Source organism: Nonomuraea sp. NPDC050394 (assembly GCF_044459065.1).
Lineage (GTDB): Bacteria > Actinomycetota > Actinomycetes > Streptosporangiales > Streptosporangiaceae > Nonomuraea.
This window is the reverse complement of record NZ_JBITIO010000006.1, coordinates 391,646-409,956: the sequence shown is the minus strand read 5'-3', so window position 1 is coordinate 409,956 and position 18,311 is coordinate 391,646. Positions and strand designations below refer to the sequence as shown.

The following is an 18,311-nucleotide window of genomic DNA, read 5'->3' as shown; positions in this document are numbered from 1 at the left end:
TGACTGGGGATTGCCCCGTCACCCCCCGAGGAGGGCCACTGTGAGCAACGCTCTGCTCCTGACGATGACCGGCGTCGCCATCCTGGGCGTCATCGTCACCATCACCGTCTGGAAGATCCCGCCCGTCATCGCGCTGCTCCTCGGCACGATCTTCCTCGGGCTGACCACCGGCGTCGGGGCCGAAGGCACCACCAAGGCGATCACCGCCGGGTTCGGCGAGGTGATGGCCGACATCGGGCTGCTGGTCACGTTCGGCGTGCTGATGGGCTCGCTGCTGACGCTGACCGACGCGCTGCGCCGGCTGATCGAGCTGATGCTGCGCGTCTTCGGCGAGCGGAGCATCCCGTACGTGTTCGCGGTGTCACTCAGCTCGCTGTTCACCTCGATCTACTCCGACGTGCTGCTCGTGCTGACCGCGCCGCTGGCCCGCCGCCTCGGCCCGCGCCTGGGACGCGAGGGCAAGGCGTTGATGGGCGGGGCGCTGACCGCCGGGATCGAGGTCGGGCTGGTGTTCGTGGTGCCGGGGGTGGCGGCGCTGGCCGTGGCCGGGCTGCTGGACGTGCCGCTCGGCCAGATGTTCTGGTACGGGCTCATCGTCGGCCTGCCGACCGCGGTGCTCACCATGCTGGTCTTCGCCCTGCTCACCCCGCGCGCCCTGCGCTGGAACCCGGCCCTGGACGAGATCCCCGACGAGGAGCCGGCCGGTGACGGCGGCCCGGCCGCCGGGTCCGTGCTGGTCAGGCAGGAGACCAAGGCCGGGCTGGGGGTGTCGCTGCTGCCCGTCGTCGCCACCCTGATGCTCATCGCGCTCGGCGCGCTGGCCGGCAACCTCGGCTGGACCTCGCCCGTGCTCGGCTTCGTGACCGATCCGGTGGTGGCCATGTTCGCCGGGGCGACCGCGTCGTACCTGCTGACCAGCCGCACGCACTCCCGCGCGGAGATCCACGCCGCCATGGGCCAGGGGCTGTCGTCGTGCGGGCCGATCCTCGTGCTGTCGGGCATCAGCGGCTCGCTCGGGGCGGTCATCGAGGGTTCCGGGCTGGCCAAGGTGCTCGGCGGCGCGTTCGGCTCGAACTTCCTGCCGCCGCTGATCCTGGTCTGGCTGGTCGCCGCGGTGCTGCACATCGCACTCGGCTCGATCTCCGTCGCCGCGATCACCGCGGCCGGGATCCTCGCGCCGCTGGCCGGTTCGCTGGACACGCCGCTGGTGTTCGTGGCGCTGGCCGCCGGTTCCGGCGCGTTGTTCCTGCCGCACGTGAGCAGCAACTTCTTCTGGATGTTCCAGACCATGCTGGGGCTGTCCACGCGCGGCACGTTCAAGACCCACTCGCTGGCGATGACGCTGTCGTCGGTCATCTCGCTGCCGCTCATCCTGCTGCTGGCGGCCCTGTGATCACGAAGGCCCTCAGGAGTACGCTCGGGACCTGATCTCGCGAAAAGAGGCTCCCGGCCATGACAGCGTGGGAAGAGGCGTGGGCGGTGCTGGCGCCGGTGACCGACCTGGTCACCCCGATGGCGGTGCGGGTCGCGGCCACCCTGCGGCTGAGTGACCTGATGGGCGGGGAGCCGGTGCCCGTGCGGGAGCTGGCCCGCCGTTCGGGCGCCGACCCCGATGCCCTGGTACGCCTGCTGCGGCACCTGGCCGGCAAGGGCGTCTTCGCCGAGCCGGAGCCGGGCACGTTCGCCGTCAACGAGCCGGCCGCGCTGCTGGCCTCGGGTCATCCGTCCGGGATGCGGGCACGGCTCGACCTGGACGGGTTCGGCGGGCAGATGGACCTGGCCTTCACCGGCCTGCTGCACACGGTCCGCACCGGGCTGCCGGCGTGGGAGACGGTCTTCGGCGCGGACTTCTGGTCCTCTCTGGCGGCGAACCCGCGGATGAGCGCGACGTTCGACGCGATGATGGCGGACGGGGCCGACTACCTCGCCGACGCGGCCGGGGGTTACGACTGGTCCGGTGTGCGGCACGTGGTCGACGTCGGCGGCGGGGCCGGGATGCTGCTGGGCGAGGTGCTGGGCGCCTTCCCGGAACTGCGGGGCACGCTCGTGGACCTGCCCGGCACCGTGGAACGCGGCCGGCGGCACCTCGCCGGGCTCGGGCTGGAGTCGCGGTGCTCGTTCGCGGGCCAGAGCTTCTTCGATCCGCTGCCGGCCGGCGGCGACGCGTACGTGCTCAGACGGGTCATCCACGACTGGGGTGACGAGGACGCCCGGCGGATCCTGCGGCGCTGCGCCGACGCGGCCGGGCCGGACGGACGGGTGGTCGTCATCGAGCAGCGCGCCGATCCGGCCACGTTCGCCGAGATGGACCTGCGCATGCTCGTGCTCAGCGGCGGGCGCGAGCGGACCGTCGAGGACTACACCACCCTCGCCGCGGGAGCCGGGCTCCGGATCGCGGGCCTGCACGACACCCCGCTCGGCCACGTCGTCCTGGTGCTCTACCGTTGAGTGATGCTGGTTGTGGCCGTGCTGCTGCTGTCCGTGACCGTCGCTCCGGACACCTCGCGTTTCGTCGCGCTCTCCGCTGATCGGATCGAGCTGGCCGGCCAGGTGGCCGCCGCCAAGTGGGGCACCGGCCAGCCCATCGACGATCCGCCCAGGGAGCAGGAGGTGCTGGCCTCGGTGGCCGAGCGGGCGGAACGGCTGGGCCTCGACCCGGCCTCGGCCACCGCGATCTTCCGCGACCAGATCGAGGCGAGCAAGCTGGTCCAGCGCGCGCTGTTCCGGCACTGGGGCGCCGACCCCGGCTCGCGGCCCACCCACCGCCCCGACCTGCGGACCGAGGTCCGCCCGCGGCTCGACAGGATCACCGTGGACATGCTGAAGGCGATCAAGGCCGCGGAACGGGCCCGCGCGCACCCCTCGTGCGAACGGAAGCTGACCTGGGCCGCGTTCCGGATCTCCGCGCGGCGCGACCTGGACCGCCCGTACCGCGCCGGTCTGCACCGTGCGCTCGGCTCCTTCTGCGGCGCCCGGGTTCAGTTGGTGTCGTGGTAGACCATGGGGCCGGCCGCCTCCAGCGCCGCCTTCGACGCGTCGGTGAGCCACGGCTTGGTGCTGCTGCCGTCGGCGAGGTTCTCGTACAGGGCCAGGGTCGCGATGACGTAGCGGTGGTTGTGCTGGGTCCAGCCCCAGATGTACGCCGAGGACCAGCTACCGCGGCCGTTCGCGCACAGGCCGGACCCCGGGCCCTTCAGCGGGCACATGAAGCCCCAGTCCCGGGAACCGGCCGGTAGCTTGTTGAACGTGCGCTTGGCGGTGCTCGAGTCCTTGAACGGGATGACCCGGATCACGACCATGATCCGGTTGTTCTTCGTCGAGTTCGCGCTGGCGTAGACGCCCGAGATCATCTCCTTGCAGCGCGCGCTGCGCAGCAACGTCCGCACCCGGCCCTCCTGGAACCAGGCGGGACAGTTGTCCGACCGGGTCCCCTTGAGGTTGTAGCGCACGCCCTTGCGGGTGGTGAAGGTGTCGGCGAGCAGCGCGCCGGACGTGATCGGGGTCTGATCGGTGTCCTCGTCGTCGAGCGAGGTCGCGTCGAACGGCTTCTCGGTCGGAGACGGCTCGGTCGTCGGCGTGTACGTCTCCGAGGGCTGCGGAACGGCCGAGGCCGTGTCGGACGGCGTGGGCGTGGGCGTCTCCTGCGCGGCGGTGATCCCCTCGCGGACACCCGTCTTGACCAGGCGCTTGACCACGACGATCCCCCCGGCCACCAGGGCGATGACCAGGAAGCTCACGACCCCGCCGACCACCCAGCCCAGCCGGGAACCCGAGGCCGGGGCCCCGCCTTTGAGCTCTTCGATGAGCGTGAACAGGACCAGGAAGTTCGGCAGGTCGCGCACGTGCGTCGTGGTGAGCGGCTGCCACTGCTGCCGGACCTTGATCGAGGCGACGCCGTTCTCGACCCCGATCTCGCTGATCTCCGGCCACGGCACCATGCCGGCCGGGGTGAGCAACGCCTGCCGGGTCGCCGCGATCTCCCCGAACGCCACGGTGTTGCCCGCCTGCAGCGCCGCCCGCGCCTGCGGCAGATGCGCCCGGAGTACCGCCCCGTGAATGGCGGGCCCCCACTGCTCCGGCCGTTCGAACCCGTCGACCACCACGGGCGCCGAGCCGCCGTCGGTCAGCGAGTACACGCTCCGGAACGGGTCGATGACATCCTTCAGCACCGTCACCGACTCCCACCGGAGCCCCTGAACCCGCCCGTCCGGCAACCGGACGACCAGCCCGTGCTCGAAGAGGTGCATCTCCCGATCCCAGGGAGTTCCCCCATCCGCGGGCCCATAGACCGCCTCAGGCCTACCAAGTCCATTTCGGGCGGCAATGTCCCTGATCTGATCATTCACGAGCCTATGATCTAACATTTCCAGTCAAATCGGGCCACAGACCAGAACTCCACCCTGTGACCCCCCTCCTGCCCAGGGCCGTCCCGGCCGGGTGTGATGTACGTCTCGTGTGCCTGCCGGGTGAAGTGGTATTTGTGCGCTGACCGCGACCTGGCCCCGGCTGTGTACTGATGCCGCCTTGAGCCGATCGGTCTCAAGGGACATCAACCAGGGGGTTCCTTCTTCATGTCCGCATCACACAACCTGCGCCGCTCCGTCGCGATGACGCTCGCCGCGGTGAGCCTGTCGGGGATCGGGGCGCTGGTCGCCTCTCCGGCTCACGCCGAGGTGTTCAAGGAGCTGGAGTATCGGGGGGACGGCGCCAGGACGGTGCTCACGGCCTCCGCCAATTTCAACGGGGCGGATGTCGTGCTGAGAAGCGACACGAACAGCGGCTTCGGCCAGTGGGCGCAGACGGCCACCGTCTCCTCCGGAGGCGGGCAGAGTGCGTTCATCTACACCCTGCGGGCCAGCATCAACAGCGGCGCCCCGCTGTGCCTGACCGCCAAGAACACGGTGAACGTCACCGTGGCGACCTGTGACAACAGCGACAGGCAGAAGTGGTTCCACCCGACCGCCGTGGTCGGCCCGGGTGGCACGCTGCCGACGAAGAACGTCCAGACGCTCCGGCACCTCGGCCAGAGCCAGTCGTCCAGCGCCGTTCCGTTGTCACAGTTCGCGCAGATCGGGATCCACTTCTGGGCCAAGCGCACCGTCTGATCATCGATCGATCAGGGTGGCGAAGCCGTCGAGGTGGCGGGCCAGGCCGTACTCGAACAGGCCGTCGGCGTCCGCCACCTCGTCGCCGGACAGCGTGGCCAGCAGCGGGAACCGCCCGGAACGCAGGAGTTCGTCGGCCTTCTTGCGCTGGGTGAGCCACCATCGGTCGAGCGTCACGCCGGTCTCCTCCGCCATGGACAGCGCGACGGTGAGGACCAGCGCGTGCGGCGTCGCGGCGCCGCACGTCGGCCCGTTCGACCGGCCGGAGCTGGTGGAGATCTTCTCCGAGCTCGCCCGCCCCTGAGCTCAGAGGTCGCGGCGGCGGAAGGAGAGGGCGGCCAGGCCCAGGACGAGGACCACCCAGACCGCGGTCCACACCAGGTACGCCGGCGTCAGCGGGGCGTTGCTCAGAAACGGGAAACCGCCCTCCAGCGCCGGTCCGCCGAAGCGGGCCAGCACGATCGGGTCCTGGAAGGCGTTCATGGCTCCGCGCCACAGCCCGTCCGTCGGCAGCAGGATCTGGGAGACGGTGCCGATCCTGGCCACCCCCTCGTTGCCGAGGGCCAGCCCGACGCCGCCGACCACGCCCGCGATCCAGGTGGCGCCGAACAGGCCGACGGCCACGATGCCCGAGGCCATCGGCGAGACGGCCGTGGACAGCAGCAGGCCGAGGGTGAGCAGCACCGTCGTCTGGGCCGCGAGCAGCGCGAGGCCGGTGACCGGATGCGGCGGCCAATAGCCCACGATGAACCGGACGATGAGGAACTGGGCCAGCCCCGCCACGACCACGAAGCCACTGCCGAACACGACCAGGCCCAGCCACTTGCCCAGCAGCACCGCCCAGCGGTGCACCGGGCGGGCCAGCACCGCCAGCGCGATGCCCGACTCGATCTCGCCGGCCAGGGTGGGGCCGGCGAGGAAGGCGGTGCCCAGCGCGGCGATCAGGCTCAGGCCGAACATCACCAGGTTGAGCATCTGGGAGGCCACCAGCTTGGCCTCCCCGGTGGTCATCACGCCGCCGTCGAACTCGATCGTGATCATCAGGGCGAATCCCCACGCGCTGAGCCCCAGCAGCACGACGGTCAGGACGGCCAGCGCACGCAGCACCTTGCGCCGGGCCGACTCCTTGATGGTGAGGGCGGCGAGGGTGAGGACGATCGCGGCGTTCATCGGCTTTCCTCCGCCTGGTCGGAGCGGACGATGTCGAGGAGGCGTTCTTCGAGGGTGACCCGGCCGGGTTCGACCGCGTGCACGCGTACTCCGAGGGCGACCAGGTCGGCGACGAGGTCCGGCACAGTGGCGGGGTCCTGTTCCGCGGGCAGCTCGACGGTGTACGCCTGCCCGGTGCGGTGGACGCGGCCGGCGGCGGCCAGCCGTACCTCCGCTTCCGCGCTCACCCCGTCGAGACGCAGCCGCAGCTCGCGGCCGCCGAGCAGCTCGGTGAGGGTGCCTGAGGCGGCGACCCTGCCCTTGTCGAGGATGACGGCCCGGTCGCACACGCGCTCGACCTCGCCGATGAGGTGGGAGTTGAGCAGGACGGCGACCTCGCGGGCCTTCAAGGACAGCAGGAGGTCGCGGACGTCGGCGCGGCCGATGGGGTCGAGTGCGCTGGTGGGCTCGTCGAGCACGACGAGCTCGGGGCGGGCCACCAGCGCGACGGCCAGGCCGAGGCGCTGCTGCATGCCCTTGGAGAAGCCGCCCACCCGATCCGCGGCGCGGTCGGCGAGGCCGACGGCCGCCAGGCATTCGCGCCGGTCCCGGTCGGGGACGATGACGCCGGCCAGCCGCACGTGCAGGTCCAGTACCTCGGCGGCGGTGAGCCACGGCTGGTAGCGGAACAGTTCCGGCAGATAGCCGACGCGGGCGCGGGCGCGCGGGTCGTGGGACGGCCCGCCGAGCAGGAGCACCTCCCCCGCGTCCGGCCGGACCAGGCCGAGCAGCATCTTGATCACGGTGGTCTTGCCCGCTCCGTTCGGGCCGAGCAGACCGACCACCTCGCCGCGCCCGACGCTGAGGGAGACGCCGTCGACGGCGGTCCGGCGCCGGTAACGCTTGCGCAGGCCGGAACCCCACGCGGCCGCGGCGGGCGGCAGCCCGGTGAGCAGCCGGGTCGCGGTGTCGTCGATCATCGTTCCACCTTCAGGTCGCGGGCCACCGACAACACCTCGCCGGCACTCAGCGAGCCGGCCACCACGGTCAGAACGCCGCGGTCCATCCAGATCACGGCCGCCATCGTGCCGTCGCGCGGGACGAGCAGGGTCGCCGGTACGCCGCCGACGTCGGTGGCCGAGCTCGTCACCTTCTCGATGGTCGTGAACAGCGGCAGCGTCGTACCGTCGCCGGAGAAGGCGCGCAGTTGCGCGGCCACGTTCTCCGGCAGGACGCCCAGAGACAGCAGGTAGTCGCGGGCCGTCCGGAACGGCACGCCGGACGACTCCGCCGTGGGCGGAACCGCGCGCGCCACGATCAGGGCGGGCATCGGCCGGCCCGCCGACCAGGCCGCGGCCACGGCGGGACCGGCCGCCAGGCGGAAGCGGCTGCCGTCCAGGCCGGGGAGCGTGGGCGGCAGCGTCCGGCCGGCCGAGGCCGCGGTCCTGGCCGTCTTCTCGGCGGAGAACGTGAGCGTCGCGCTCACCCGGCCGACGACGTGGAAGGTGGGTTGTCCGGTGACGCCGCGTGGCAGCGTCGTCACCCGCGGGACGGACAGGCCGGTGGCCTTCTGCGCGGCGGCGGCGTCGGTGACCTGCCGCAGGTTGATCCTCTCGGTGACCTCCATGTCGCCGAGGTCGGACAGGTCGGGCATCCGCACCAGGTCGGCGCGCGGCGCGACGATCGGGGTGATCTGCTCGGCGCGGAAGATCGGCAGCCATTCCACGGCGGCCGCGGCGGTGACCCCGCTCACCAGGACGGCGGCGCCGACGACGACGGCCACCGGGCTGCGCAGCGCCTTCCACCGCCGCCGGTGCGGCGGGGCCGGGGCCGTGACCTGCCCGCCCCCGGCGGCGAGCGCGCCGGACAGCCGGCGCCAGCCCGCGTCCACGTCCACGTCCACGCCGGGCGCGGTGCCCGGCGCCACGTCCACGTCGGCTGTGGTGCCCAGACCCACGTCGGGCGTGGTGCCCAGCGCCGCGCCCACGAGCGCCGCGTCCTGCTGGACGACGGCCAGCCCCGCCCGGCAGTTCGGGCAGCCGGCGACGTGCTCGCGGTCGGCGTCGGCGACCGCGGCGGGCTCGTCGAGGAGCCGGCGCAGCGTGCCGTCACTCGGATGACGCATGACGGTTCAACTCCTTGCGCAGAGCGGACTCGGCGCGGCGCACCGTGGTGCCCACGCTGCCCGGGGACAGGTCGAGAACGGCGGCGACCTCGGCGTAACTGAGGCCGCTGTGGCGCAGGACGAGCGCGACGGCCTGCCTGCGGGGCAGCCTCGCCAGCGCCTCGCGCACGCGGCGGCGCTCCTCGCGGGTGACGACCGCGTCGGCGACGTCCGGGCTCACAACCTCACCGGCGACCTTCTCGCGCGAAGCGGCCGTACGGGAGGCGGCCTCCTCGCGCGAGGCGCGGCGGCGGCCGGTGCGCAGGTGGTTCAGCGCGGTGTGCGCCGCTGCCACCGACAACCAGCCGAGCGCCTCCCCCGCGGGAACCGTGGAGCGCCCGAACGTCAGGAACACCTCCTGGGCCACGTCCTCCGCCTCGTCCCGGGAGCCGAGCACCCTGGCGGCGACCGCGACGACGCGCGGGTAGGCCGTGCGGAAGACCTGCTCGAGGTCGGCCCGGACGCCCGGGGGACTCGACACCACCGCGCCGTCCTTCCACTCGGCCCGCCTGGCCACCGCGGCCGATGCGCTCCTACGATGCCTCACAACGTTCACATCTGTAGAGCACCGCCGATGCCCCGCGTGTGACACCGGGCGTTGCCGCGATCGTTGGAGTGGGTAGAGGCGCTACGTGGCCAACGTGTGGGATGTGCTCGTCATCGGTGGCGGACCCGCGGGCGCGGCGGCCGCGTTGCGCGCCAAACAGCTACGGCCCGAGGCGAGCGTCCTGCTCCTGGACCGCGACGACTTCCCGCGCGACAAGGCCTGCGGCGACGGCATCGCCGCGCACGGCCGCGACGAACTGGACCTGCTCGGGCTGCCCGGCCTGCTCGACGACTACCGCCCGACGCGCCGCCTGTCCGTGGTCTCCCCCGGCGGCGTGCGCGTCTCGGCGACGGTCGCCCGGCCCAACCACGTCGTGCCGCGCATGGTGTTCGACGCGCGGCTGGTCGAGGCGGCCCGCGAGCGCGGCGTCGAGGTGCGGCGCCACCGGGTGCGCGCGCTGGCCGACCGGGACGGCCTGCCGACCGTGGACGACACGCTGACCGCCCGCGCCGTCGTCGCCGCCGACGGCGCCTACTCCTCGGTACGCCGCCTGCTGGGCGCCAGGCCGACGCCCGAGCGGCACGTCGCGATCGCCGTACGCGGTTACGCCGACCTTCCGGACGACGACGACGCCCAGCTCATCGCCATGCAGCGGGCCGGGTGGCCCGCCTACGCCTGGGCGTTCCCGATCGGCGACGGCACCGCGAACGTCGGCTTCGGGATGCTGCTCCCCCACCTGCGCGCCACCGGCCTGCCCGGCCGCCAGGTCCTGCACGGCAGGCTCGCCGAACTGCTGCCGCACCTGCCCGCCCGCGACCTGCGCGCCCATCACCTGCCGCTGTCGCCCGGCCGGCCGCGCGCGGGCGTCGGGCGGGTACTGTTCGCCGGGGACGCCGCCAGCCTCATCAACCCGCTCACCGGCGAGGGCATCTACTACGCGCTGCTGTCGGGCCGCCTGGCCGGCGAGGCGGCCGTCACCGCGAGCGCCGACCCGCTGCCCGTCTACCGGCGCGGGCTGCGCGCCGCCCTCGGGCGGCACCTGCGCACGACCGACGTGCTGGCGCGGGCGGCGCAGTCACCCGGCTTCATCGACGCGGCCATCGCCACCGCCGCGCGCCGCCCGGAGGTCTTCGACCTCCTCGTGGAGGTCGGCCTCGGCGCCGGTACGGTCCCCGTCCCGCTGGCCGCCGCCGTGGTGAGCCGCTGGGCCAGGACGAGCCTGGGCGCGGCGCTCAGCCGCTGAGCCTCGAAGCCAGGACCGGGCTGGGGGTGGGTGTTCAGCCGGTGAGCCTGGAGCCGTTGATCACCAGGAGCACCACGTCGATCCCCGCCACCACGATCGCCGCGAGGAACGGCGCCCTGCCGCCGCGCCACAGCCCGGCCACGGTCACCGCGGCCGCCACGGCGAGGGCCGGCCAGGAGGCGGCGCCGTACACGCCGAAGGAGATCAGCGCGGTGGCGGCCAGCAGGGGCAGCGGGACGAGCGCGGCGACGCGGGCGGGGCCGAGCCGCTGCGGCCAGCCGCGTACGCCGGTGGCCAGGTCGTCCTTGATGTCGGGCAGGACGTTGGCCAGGTGCGCGCCCAGCCCGAGCAGCGCGGCGCCGAGGACGGCCCACCACGCCGGCCACGGCCGTCCGGGCAGGCCGAGCGTGACGAACGCGGGCAGCACGCCGAACCCGATCATGTACGGCAGCCACGACAGCACGGTCGCCTTCAGCCCGAGGTCGTAGGCCCAGGCGGCACCGACGCCGAGCAGGTGCGCGAGGCCCGCCAGCGGGCCGGAGGCCAGCGACAGCGGAACGCACAGCGCCAGGGCGGCGAACGCGGCCGCGCGCACGGTGCCCGCGGCGACCAGGCCCGCCACGATCGGCTTGTCGCCGCGCGCGGAGGCGGCGTCGCGGGCGGCGTCGGCGGCGTCGTTGCACCACCCGATGGACAGTTGCCCGGTCAGGATCGCCGCCGCGACCAGGACCGTTCCGGCGAGGTCGCGTCCGCTGGCCGCGGTCACGGCGGTGACGAAGGCGGTGACGGCGAGCGTGGGCCCGGGATGACATGCGCGCGCCAGCCCTGCCACCGTTCGCACACGCACCTCGATCCATGACGCTTTATGGGCATAGTAACCATGGGTGCGGGGCAATCTCCGGCTATGACCTGGATCGCAGCCGTGCACGGCGCGGTACCCGCGCATCGGTACGCACAGCCCGAAATCACCGAAATGGCGGCACGGTCCTTCCTCCCGGAGGGCGCCGACCGCCGCCTGCTGAACCGGCTGCATGACAGCGCCCGGGTCGATCACCGCAACCTGGTCCTGCCGCTGGAGGAGTACGGCAAGCTCGACGGCTTCGGCGCGGCCAACGACGTGTTCGTCGCGGCCGCCGTCGATCTGGGCGCCGAGGCGGTGTCCGGCGCGCTGGAGCAGGCCGGGCTGACCCCGGCCGACGTCGATCTGATCATGTTCACCACGGTGACGGGCATCGCTGCGCCCTCGATCGAGGCCAGGGTGGGCCTGCGGCTGGGCATGCGCCCGGACGTCAAGCGGATCCCGATCTTCGGCCTGGGCTGCGTGGCGGGCGCGGCGGGCATCGCCCGCCTGCACGACTACCTGCGCGGCTGGCCGGGCCACGTGGCCGTGCTGCTGTCGGTCGAGCTCTGCTCGCTGACCCTGCAGCGCGGCGACGGCTCGGTCGCGAGCCTGGTGGCCAGCGCGTTGTTCGGCGACGGCGCCGCGGCCGTCGTGGTCCGGGGCTCCGGTACGCCGGCGGGGCCCGAGGTGGTGGCCACCCGCAGCCATCTGTACCCGGACACCGAGCACGTCATGGGCTGGGAGGTGCGCGACAGCGGCTTCGGCGTCGTCCTCGACGCCGGCGTGCCGGGGGTCGTCCGCGCCCACCTGGCCGGCGACGTCGACGGCCTGCTGGCCGAACATGGCCTGACCAGGAACGACGTGACCACCTGGGTGTGCCACCCGGGTGGGCCGAAGGTGCTCGAAGCCGTCGCGGAGACGCTCGGCCTGCCGCGCGAGGCGCTGGAGCTGACCTGGCGCTCGCTGGCCGGCCACGGCAACCTGTCGTCGGCGTCGGTACTGCATGTCCTTCGTGACACTTTGCGCAGCCGTACCCCACCGCCGGGAAGCTATGGTCTGATGATGGCCATGGGCCCTGGATTCTGCTCCGAACTCGTCCTGCTGCGCTGGTAGCCGCCGATGTTCTGGTACCCCCTCCTCATCCTGCTCGTCGGCCTGGAACGCCTGGCCGAACTCGTCGTCGCCCGCCGCAACGCCCGCTGGAGCATGGAACGCGGCGGCATCCTCAGCGGGCAGGGCCACTATCCCTGGATGGTGCTGCTGCACACCGGCCTGCTGGCCGGGTGCCTGGCCGAGGTGTTCCTGGCCGGGCGGCCGTTCGTCCCGGCGCTCGGCTGGACGATGCTCGCGCTCGTCATCGCCGCGCAGGGGTTGCGCTGGTGGTGCATCACCGCGCTCGGACCGCGCTGGAACACGCAGGTGATCGTCGTGCCCGGACTGCCGCTGGTGCGCAGCGGGCCGTACCGGTTCGGCCGGCTGCGCCACCCCAACTACGTGGCGGTCGCCGTCGAGGGACTCGCGCTCCCGCTCGTGCACACCGCCTGGGTGACCGCGCTGGTCTTCACCGTGCTGAACGCCGTGCTCATGGTGGTCCGCATCCGCTGCGAGAACCGGGCGCTCGCGCAGTTGGACGAGGTCGCGTGATCGACGTCGTCGTGGCCGGCGGCGGTCCCGCCGGGCTGGCCACGGCGATCCACGCCACGCTGGCCGGGCTGCGCGCCGTGGTCGTGGAGCCGCGCAGTTCGCCCGTCGACAAGGCGTGCGGCGAAGGCCTGATGCCCGGCGGCGTGACGGCGCTGCGGGCGATGGGCGTGGAGTTGCCAGGCCACCCGCTCCTCGGCATCGACTACCTCGACGCCGGCACCCACGCGCGCGCCGACTTCGGCGACACGCCCGGTCTGGGGGTACGGCGGACCGTGCTGCACGCGGCGTTGTCCGCGCGGGCCGCCGAACTGGGCGTGGAGATCGTCGCCGGCAAGGTCGTGCGGCCACGCCACGACCGGGACGGCGTCGAGGCCGCGGGGCTGCGGGCCCGCTGGCTGGTCGCCGCCGACGGCCTGCACTCCCCGCTGCGCTCCTGGCTGCGGCTGGGGCTGCCCGACCGGGCGCCCGCCCGGTACGGCCTGCGCCGCCACTACCGGGTCGCCCCCTGGTCGGACCACGTCGAAGTGCACTGGTCGGCGGCCGGCGAGGCGTACGTGACGCCGGTGGCCGACGACCTGGTGGGCGTGGCGATCCTGAGCCGGGACCGGGGCGGCTTCGACGAACGCCTGCCGTCCTTTCCCGGCCTGCTCGCGCGGCTGGACGGCCCCGCGGCCACCCCGGTGCGCGGGGCGGGGCCGTTGCGCCAGCGCGTACGCGGCCGGGTGGCGGGGCGGATCCTGCTGGTGGGGGACGCGGCGGGCTACACCGACGCCCTCACCGGCGAGGGACTGTGCCTGGCGGTCCTGACGGCGCGGGCCCTGGTGCGCTGCCTGGTCGAGGAGCGGCCGCAGGACTACGAGCGGGCCTGGCGGCTGCTGACGCGCAAACACCGGGTGCTCACCGCCGCGCTCCTGGCCGCGGCGCGGCGGCGGGCGTCGGCGAAGCTGATCGTCCCGGCGGCGGCCCGGCTGCCGTCGGTCTTCACCGGGGTGGTCCGCGCCCTTTCCGGCTGAGAGTTTCCTGTGTGGGCGAGGCCGCCGCGAGCCGGGCCTTCGCCGGTTCTCAGAGTTCTCCCAGAAGCCCTCAGAACCCGCCCAGCCGGGCCCGCCAGGATCTCCCGCATGACCACGATCGACGTCAGAGGACTGACCAAGAGATACGGGCCCGACACCGTGGTGGACGACCTGTCGTTCTCCGTCGGACCCGGCCGGGTGACCGGGTTTCTCGGGCCGAACGGCGCCGGCAAGTCCACCACCATGAGAATGATCATGGGGTTGGCGGCTCCGACCCGGGGCTCGGTGACCATCGGCGGCCGCCGCTACGCCGACCTGCCCGTGCCGCTGACCGAGGTGGGCGCGCTGCTGGATGCCGGGGCGGTGCACGGCGCCCGCAGGGCGTACGACCATCTGCTCGCGCTGGCCGTCAGCAACGGCCTGCCCCGGCGGCGGGTCGGCGAGGTGCTGGCCAGAACCGGCCTGGAGGGCGTCGCGGGCAGGCGGGCGGGAGGGTTCTCGCTCGGCATGCGGCAGCGGCTCGGCATCGCGGCGGCGCTGCTCGGCGATCCGCCGGTGCTCATCTTCGACGAGCCGGTGAACGGCCTCGACCCCGAGGGCATCCGGTGGATCAGGGACTTCATGCGCTCGCTGGCCCGCGAGGGACGGGCGGTGCTGGTCTCCAGCCACCTCATGAGCGAGATGGCGCAGACCGCCGACCACCTGGTCGTCGTCGGCCGGGGGCGGCTCATCGCCGACACCGGCATCGGCGAGCTGATGCGGGCGAACGGCGCGGGCACCGTGCTCGTGCGCGCCTCCGACCCCGGATCGCTGGCACGGCGGCTCACCGCCGCCGGGGCCACCGTGCGCGACGGACTGGAGTCCTCGCTGGTCGTCTCCGGCATGACGGGCGAGGAGATCGGCAAGCTGGCCGCCTACCACGGCGTCGCGCTCAGCGAGCTCACCCCGCAGCCGGCCTCGCTGGAGGACGCCTTCATGGAGCTGACCAAGGACAGCGTCGAGTACCAGGGGGCGGCGTGACCTTCACACGGACCCTTCACGCGGAGTGGATCAAGTTCCGCAGCCTGCGCTCCACCTGGTACACGCTGGCCACCCTGCTCGTGGTCGGTCTCGGCATCACGGCCCTGTCGATGGGCGCCGCCGGGGCCGACCAGGCCGAGTCCGCGCAGGACTGGGATCCGACCGGCCGCAGCCTGACGACGTACATCGTGGCCCAGCTCATCATCGGGGTGCTGGGCATCCTGGTCGTCACCTCCGAGTACGCGACCGGGCTGATGTCGGCGACGCTCAGCGCCACGCCGCGCCGGCATCGGCTGCTGGCGGCCAAGGCCGTGGTGGCCACGGCGGTCGCCCTGGTGGCCGGTCAGGTGCTGATGTTCGCCGCGTTCTTCCTCGGGCAGGCCGTGCTCATCACGCGGGAGGTGCCGAACGCGCAGCTCGGCGACCCCGGTGTGCTGCCGGCCGTGACGGGCGGCGGGATCTACCTGTCGGCGATCGCGCTGCTCGCGGTCGGGCTGGGCACGATCATGCGAGCCACGGCGGGAGCGCTGGCGACGCTGGTGGGGATCGTCTTCCTGGTGCCCGCCCTTCAGGGGTTGTTCCCTCCGTGGGCGCAGGGGCTGTTCGCCTTCTGGCCCACCAAGGGAGCGGCCGCGATCTTCGCCACGGTCCCGGACCCGGCCTACCCGCAGCCCTGGCTGAACCTGGGCGGGATGTGTCTCGGGGTCGCCGTCGTGCTGGCCGCCGCGTTCGCGCTCTTCCAGCGCCGCGACGTGTGAACCGGGCCTCCGTATCCTGGCCCTCGTGCGAGGATCGGGACAGGCCATGACACCGGCTGAGGGCGGCGAGCGGCTGCTGGTGGTGGACGACGAGGCCACCGTCCGCGAACTGCTGGCCGCCACGCTGCGGTTCGCCGGGTTCCGGGTGAGCTCGGCGGCGACCGGCGCCGAGGCGGTCGCCGCCGCCAGGGCGGAGCCGCCCGACCTGGTGTTGCTCGACGTCATGCTGCCGGACATGGACGGCTTCGAGGTGGTGGGGCGGCTGCGTGAGCTGCGTCCGGAGGCGGGCGGCGGGCCGGTGCCGGTCCTGTTCCTGACCGCCCGCGACCGCCAGTCCGACAAGGTCACCGGGCTCTCGCTCGGCGCCGACGACTACGTGACCAAGCCGTTCGACCTGCAGGAGCTGATCGCCCGGATCCGCGCGATCCTGCGCCGCACCACGGGCCACCAGCCCGGCGTGCTGAACGTGGGCCCGCTCGCGCTCGACCCCGAGGGACACCTGGTGACGCGGGCGGGCCGGCCCGTCCGCGTCTCCCCCACCGAGTTCCGGCTGCTGCACTACCTGATGGAGAACGCCGGGCGCGTCGTGTCCAAGACGCAGATCCTCGACCGGGTCTGGCGCTACGACTTCGGCGGCGACGCCAGCATCGTCGACACCTACATCTCCTACCTGCGGCGCAAGGTCGACACCGGCGAGCCCAAGCTCATCCACACCGTGCACGGCACGGGCTACGTGATCCGCGAGCCCCGGCCGTGAGCCGCTTCTCGCTGCGGGCCAGGCTACTGCTGCTCACCACGGGCCTGCTGCTGGCCGGGCTGACCCTGATCAGCGCCGTCGTCACCGACCACCTGGAGCGCTACCAGCTCAACCGGCTGGACCACCAGCTCGGCACGCTGACCTCGATCATCTCCCGGGTCTCCGGCGACGGGCCGCCCGACATCGGGCAGGCCGGGGCCCGCCCTGACCTTCTCGCCCCGGCCCTCGACCTGTTCGGCGCGCCGTACCTGGTGTATCTGGACGCGAACGGCGCGGTGTCGGGCCGCGTGCACTCCCCCGGGCTGAACGAGGCCGGCCTGCCCGCGCGCGAGAAGCTGCGGGCGATCCCGGCCGACGGCAGGGCCGTGGACCTGCCGGCCGCCGACGGCTCGGGACGCTGGCGGGCCGTCGCCCGGCCGACCGCCGGCTGGGGCGGGACGGTGATCGCGGTCGCGCCGCTCACCGAGGCCGACGCCACCATCGCGCAGCTGAGGGCCAGCAGCCTGGTCGGGGGCGTGGTGCTGCTCGTGCTGCTGACGGGGGTGGGCTGGTTCGCCCTCGGGCGGGGGCTTCGGCCGCTGCGCCGGATCGAGCACACGGCCGCCGCGATCGCCGGCGGCGACCTCACCCGCCGCGTGCCGGGCCTCGCGCCGCCCGGCACGGAGATCGGGCATCTCGGCGCTTCGCTCAACACCATGCTCGGCCAGCTCGAACGGGCGTTCGCCGACCGGGCCGCCTCCGAGAACCGGATGCGGACGTTCGTCTCGGATGTCAGCCACGAGCTGCGCACGCCGTTGTTCGTCATCAAGGGCTCGACGGAGCTCTACCGGATGGGCGCGCTGCCCGGACCGGCCGAGGTGGACGCGGCGATGGCCCGGATCGACCGCGAGGCCACCCGGCTGACCGCCCTCACCGAGGACCTGATGCTGCTCGCCCAGCTCGACGACGCGCCCGAGAGCCAGCTCGAACCGGCCCCGATGGACCTGCGCACCCTCGCCAACGACGCCCGCCACGACCTGCGCGCCCTCGACCCGTCGCGCCGCGTCGAACTGACCGGCCCGGGCGGTGGCGGCCCGCCGGGACCGGCCCCGGTCCGCGCCGACGAGGACCGGCTGCGGCAGGTCGTGGCCAACCTCGTGGGCAACGCCGCCGCGCACACCCCGCCGGGCACGCCCGTGCGGATCGGCGTCGGTACGGCGGGCGGCCGGGCCGTCCTCGAGGTGGCGGACGCGGGGCCGGGGATGACGGCCGAGCACGCGGGCCGCGTCTTCGACCGCTTCTACCGCACCGACCGCTCCCGCAACCGCCCGGCCGGGACCAACGCGGGCCTGGGCCTGGCGATAGCGCGCTCCCTGGCCCGCGCGCACGGCGGCGACGTCGAGCTGGAGACCGCTCTCGGCGAGGGCGCGTGCTTCCGGCTGGCCCTGCCGCTACTGGACTGAGGTGTTCACAGGTCCTCCGACAGGAGGGTCACCAGCTCCACCAGCTCTTCGCGGCTGAGGTTGCGGCGCAGCGCCTTGGCCGCGTTCTCCGGCCGCGAGACCGGCACGCTGATCGTGCGGGGGCGGAAGCCCGCCTGCACCATGGCCGCGTTCGTGCTCAGCTCGCCCGCCACGACCTTGCTGTGCAGCGCGGGCGCGTCCTCCCGCAGCCGCCGCAGCGCGGGCGTCTCCGGCGCCGGGACGTGGGCCTCCTCCGGCGTTTCCGGCTCTTCGGGGTGGGGCGGGCGCGCGGGGGTGGCGGCGAGCAACGCCTGGTCCAGTTGCGCGGCCACGTCGAGGTCGTCGGCCACCAGCGCCCGCACCAGCCCCGGCGTCACGCCGAGCCCGCGCGGCGGGTCGGCGGTGATGAACTCCACGAGGTCGCCGTGCTCCACGAGCTCGCCGCCCGGCCCGGTGAACTCCCGCCACGCCTCGGCGTCCAGCAGGGCGCGTACTCCGGTGGCCGCGCGCGCCAGCGTGGGACGCGCCTGCCCGATGACCGCCGAAACCTCGGCCACGATCCGCCCGTGCTCCGTCACGACTTCCCCCGCCTCCGATCGACCGGGCACCAGGGTACCGAGCCACCAGG

At 73.5% G+C, this 18,311-nt stretch carries 20 protein-coding genes; 12 read left to right on the top strand and 8 right to left on the bottom strand.

Going from position 1 to position 18,311, the window contains the following annotated elements:
- Positions 1-40 precede the first annotated feature (40 nt).
- From ACIBKY_RS25725 to ACIBKY_RS25715, 3 genes are read left to right on the top strand one after another with little or no spacing between them, the layout of a single operon-like run.
- Positions 41-1,393 carry a GntP family permease gene (locus ACIBKY_RS25725; RefSeq protein ID WP_397100159.1) on the top strand — a complete coding sequence of 451 codons (1,353 nt, stop codon included), beginning with the start codon at positions 41-43 and terminating at the stop codon, positions 1,391-1,393.
- A 59-nt stretch (positions 1,394-1,452) separates the two neighbouring features.
- Positions 1,453-2,448: a methyltransferase gene (locus ACIBKY_RS25720; protein ID WP_397100157.1), complete on the top strand. Its 996-nt coding sequence runs from the start codon at positions 1,453-1,455 to the stop codon at positions 2,446-2,448.
- A 3-nt stretch (positions 2,449-2,451) separates the two neighbouring features.
- Positions 2,452-2,997 (top strand): chorismate mutase, encoded by a 546-nt coding sequence (locus ACIBKY_RS25715; protein WP_397100155.1) that lies wholly within the window; start codon positions 2,452-2,454, stop codon positions 2,995-2,997.
- Here the strand turns inward: ACIBKY_RS25715 and ACIBKY_RS25710 are convergent.
- On the bottom strand, positions 2,979-4,247 hold the full coding sequence (locus ACIBKY_RS25710; RefSeq protein WP_397100153.1) for a DUF6585 family protein: 1,269 nt from the start codon (positions 4,245-4,247) through the stop codon (positions 2,979-2,981). The two genes, ACIBKY_RS25715 and ACIBKY_RS25710, sit on opposite strands and share 19 nt — an antisense overlap.
- Positions 4,248-4,571: 324 nt before the next feature.
- On the opposite strand from ACIBKY_RS25710, the gene ACIBKY_RS25705 reads away from it, so the two are divergent.
- Positions 4,572-5,105, top strand: coding sequence for a hypothetical protein (locus ACIBKY_RS25705; protein ID WP_397100151.1), 534 nt, complete (start codon positions 4,572-4,574; stop codon positions 5,103-5,105).
- Here the strand turns inward: ACIBKY_RS25705 and ACIBKY_RS25700 are convergent, their stop codons facing one another.
- The 5 genes from ACIBKY_RS25700 to ACIBKY_RS25680 all read right to left on the bottom strand — a co-directional run bounded on the left by ACIBKY_RS25700 (position 5,106) and on the right by ACIBKY_RS25680 (position 8,965).
- On the bottom strand, positions 5,106-5,282 hold the full coding sequence (locus ACIBKY_RS25700; RefSeq protein ID WP_397100149.1) for a TetR/AcrR family transcriptional regulator C-terminal domain-containing protein: 177 nt from the start codon (positions 5,280-5,282) through the stop codon (positions 5,106-5,108).
- 129 nt (positions 5,283-5,411) lie between these two features.
- Positions 5,412-6,275: an ABC transporter permease subunit gene (locus ACIBKY_RS25695; protein WP_397100147.1), complete on the bottom strand. Its 864-nt coding sequence runs from the start codon at positions 6,273-6,275 to the stop codon at positions 5,412-5,414.
- Positions 6,272-7,234, bottom strand: coding sequence for an ABC transporter ATP-binding protein (locus ACIBKY_RS25690; RefSeq protein ID WP_397100145.1), 963 nt, complete (start codon positions 7,232-7,234; stop codon positions 6,272-6,274). The genes ACIBKY_RS25695 and ACIBKY_RS25690 overlap by 4 nt, the downstream gene beginning before the upstream one ends.
- Positions 7,231-8,379 carry a hypothetical protein gene (locus tag ACIBKY_RS25685; protein WP_397100143.1) on the bottom strand — a complete coding sequence of 383 codons (1,149 nt, stop codon included), beginning with the start codon at positions 8,377-8,379 and terminating at the stop codon, positions 7,231-7,233. Before ACIBKY_RS25685 ends, ACIBKY_RS25690 begins: the two co-directional genes overlap by 4 nt.
- Positions 8,363-8,965 carry a sigma-70 family RNA polymerase sigma factor gene (locus ACIBKY_RS25680; protein WP_397100141.1) on the bottom strand — a complete coding sequence of 201 codons (603 nt, stop codon included), beginning with the start codon at positions 8,963-8,965 and terminating at the stop codon, positions 8,363-8,365. Before ACIBKY_RS25680 ends, ACIBKY_RS25685 begins: the two co-directional genes overlap by 17 nt.
- 103 nt (positions 8,966-9,068) lie before the next feature.
- Here ACIBKY_RS25680 and ACIBKY_RS25675 point away from each other — a divergent pair, with 103 nt between their 5' ends.
- On the top strand, positions 9,069-10,208 hold the full coding sequence (locus ACIBKY_RS25675) for an NAD(P)/FAD-dependent oxidoreductase (protein ID WP_397100139.1): 1,140 nt from the start codon (positions 9,069-9,071) through the stop codon (positions 10,206-10,208).
- A 34-nt stretch (positions 10,209-10,242) separates the two neighbouring features.
- Here ACIBKY_RS25675 and ACIBKY_RS25670 read toward each other — a convergent pair whose 3' ends face one another.
- Entirely contained in the window at positions 10,243-11,049 is an 807-nt protein-coding gene (locus ACIBKY_RS25670) for a UbiA family prenyltransferase (protein ID WP_397100137.1), read from the bottom strand.
- A gap of 63 nt (positions 11,050-11,112) precedes the next feature.
- On the opposite strand from ACIBKY_RS25670, the gene ACIBKY_RS25665 reads away from it, so the two are divergent.
- The 7 genes from ACIBKY_RS25665 to ACIBKY_RS25635 all read left to right on the top strand — a co-directional run bounded on the left by ACIBKY_RS25665 (position 11,113) and on the right by ACIBKY_RS25635 (position 17,683).
- The gene (locus ACIBKY_RS25665) at positions 11,113-12,162 is read left to right on the top strand and encodes a type III polyketide synthase (protein ID WP_397100135.1); all 1,050 of its coding nucleotides are present in this window, start codon (positions 11,113-11,115) and stop codon (positions 12,160-12,162) included.
- Between the two features lie 6 nt (positions 12,163-12,168).
- Entirely contained in the window at positions 12,169-12,693 is a 525-nt protein-coding gene (locus tag ACIBKY_RS25660; protein WP_397100133.1) for an isoprenylcysteine carboxyl methyltransferase family protein, read from the top strand.
- Positions 12,690-13,706 (top strand): NAD(P)/FAD-dependent oxidoreductase, encoded by a 1,017-nt coding sequence (locus ACIBKY_RS25655; protein ID WP_397100131.1) that lies wholly within the window; start codon positions 12,690-12,692, stop codon positions 13,704-13,706. Before ACIBKY_RS25660 ends, ACIBKY_RS25655 begins: the two co-directional genes overlap by 4 nt.
- Before the next feature lie 108 nt (positions 13,707-13,814).
- On the top strand, positions 13,815-14,726 hold the full coding sequence (locus tag ACIBKY_RS25650) for an ABC transporter ATP-binding protein (RefSeq protein WP_397100129.1): 912 nt from the start codon (positions 13,815-13,817) through the stop codon (positions 14,724-14,726).
- A complete protein-coding gene (locus ACIBKY_RS25645; RefSeq protein WP_397100127.1) occupies positions 14,723-15,484 on the top strand; it encodes an ABC transporter permease subunit in 762 nt (253 codons plus the stop codon). Before ACIBKY_RS25650 ends, ACIBKY_RS25645 begins: the two co-directional genes overlap by 4 nt.
- A 46-nt stretch (positions 15,485-15,530) precedes the next feature.
- Positions 15,531-16,241: a response regulator transcription factor gene (locus ACIBKY_RS25640; RefSeq protein ID WP_397100125.1), complete on the top strand. Its 711-nt coding sequence runs from the start codon at positions 15,531-15,533 to the stop codon at positions 16,239-16,241.
- Positions 16,238-17,683 (top strand): sensor histidine kinase, encoded by a 1,446-nt coding sequence (locus tag ACIBKY_RS25635; RefSeq protein WP_397100124.1) that lies wholly within the window; start codon positions 16,238-16,240, stop codon positions 17,681-17,683. The genes ACIBKY_RS25640 and ACIBKY_RS25635 overlap by 4 nt, the downstream gene beginning before the upstream one ends.
- 5 nt (positions 17,684-17,688) lie before the next feature.
- Here the strand turns inward: ACIBKY_RS25635 and ACIBKY_RS25630 are convergent, their stop codons facing one another.
- On the bottom strand, positions 17,689-18,261 hold the full coding sequence (locus ACIBKY_RS25630) for a hypothetical protein (RefSeq protein WP_397100122.1): 573 nt from the start codon (positions 18,259-18,261) through the stop codon (positions 17,689-17,691).
- Positions 18,262-18,311 lie beyond the last annotated feature (50 nt).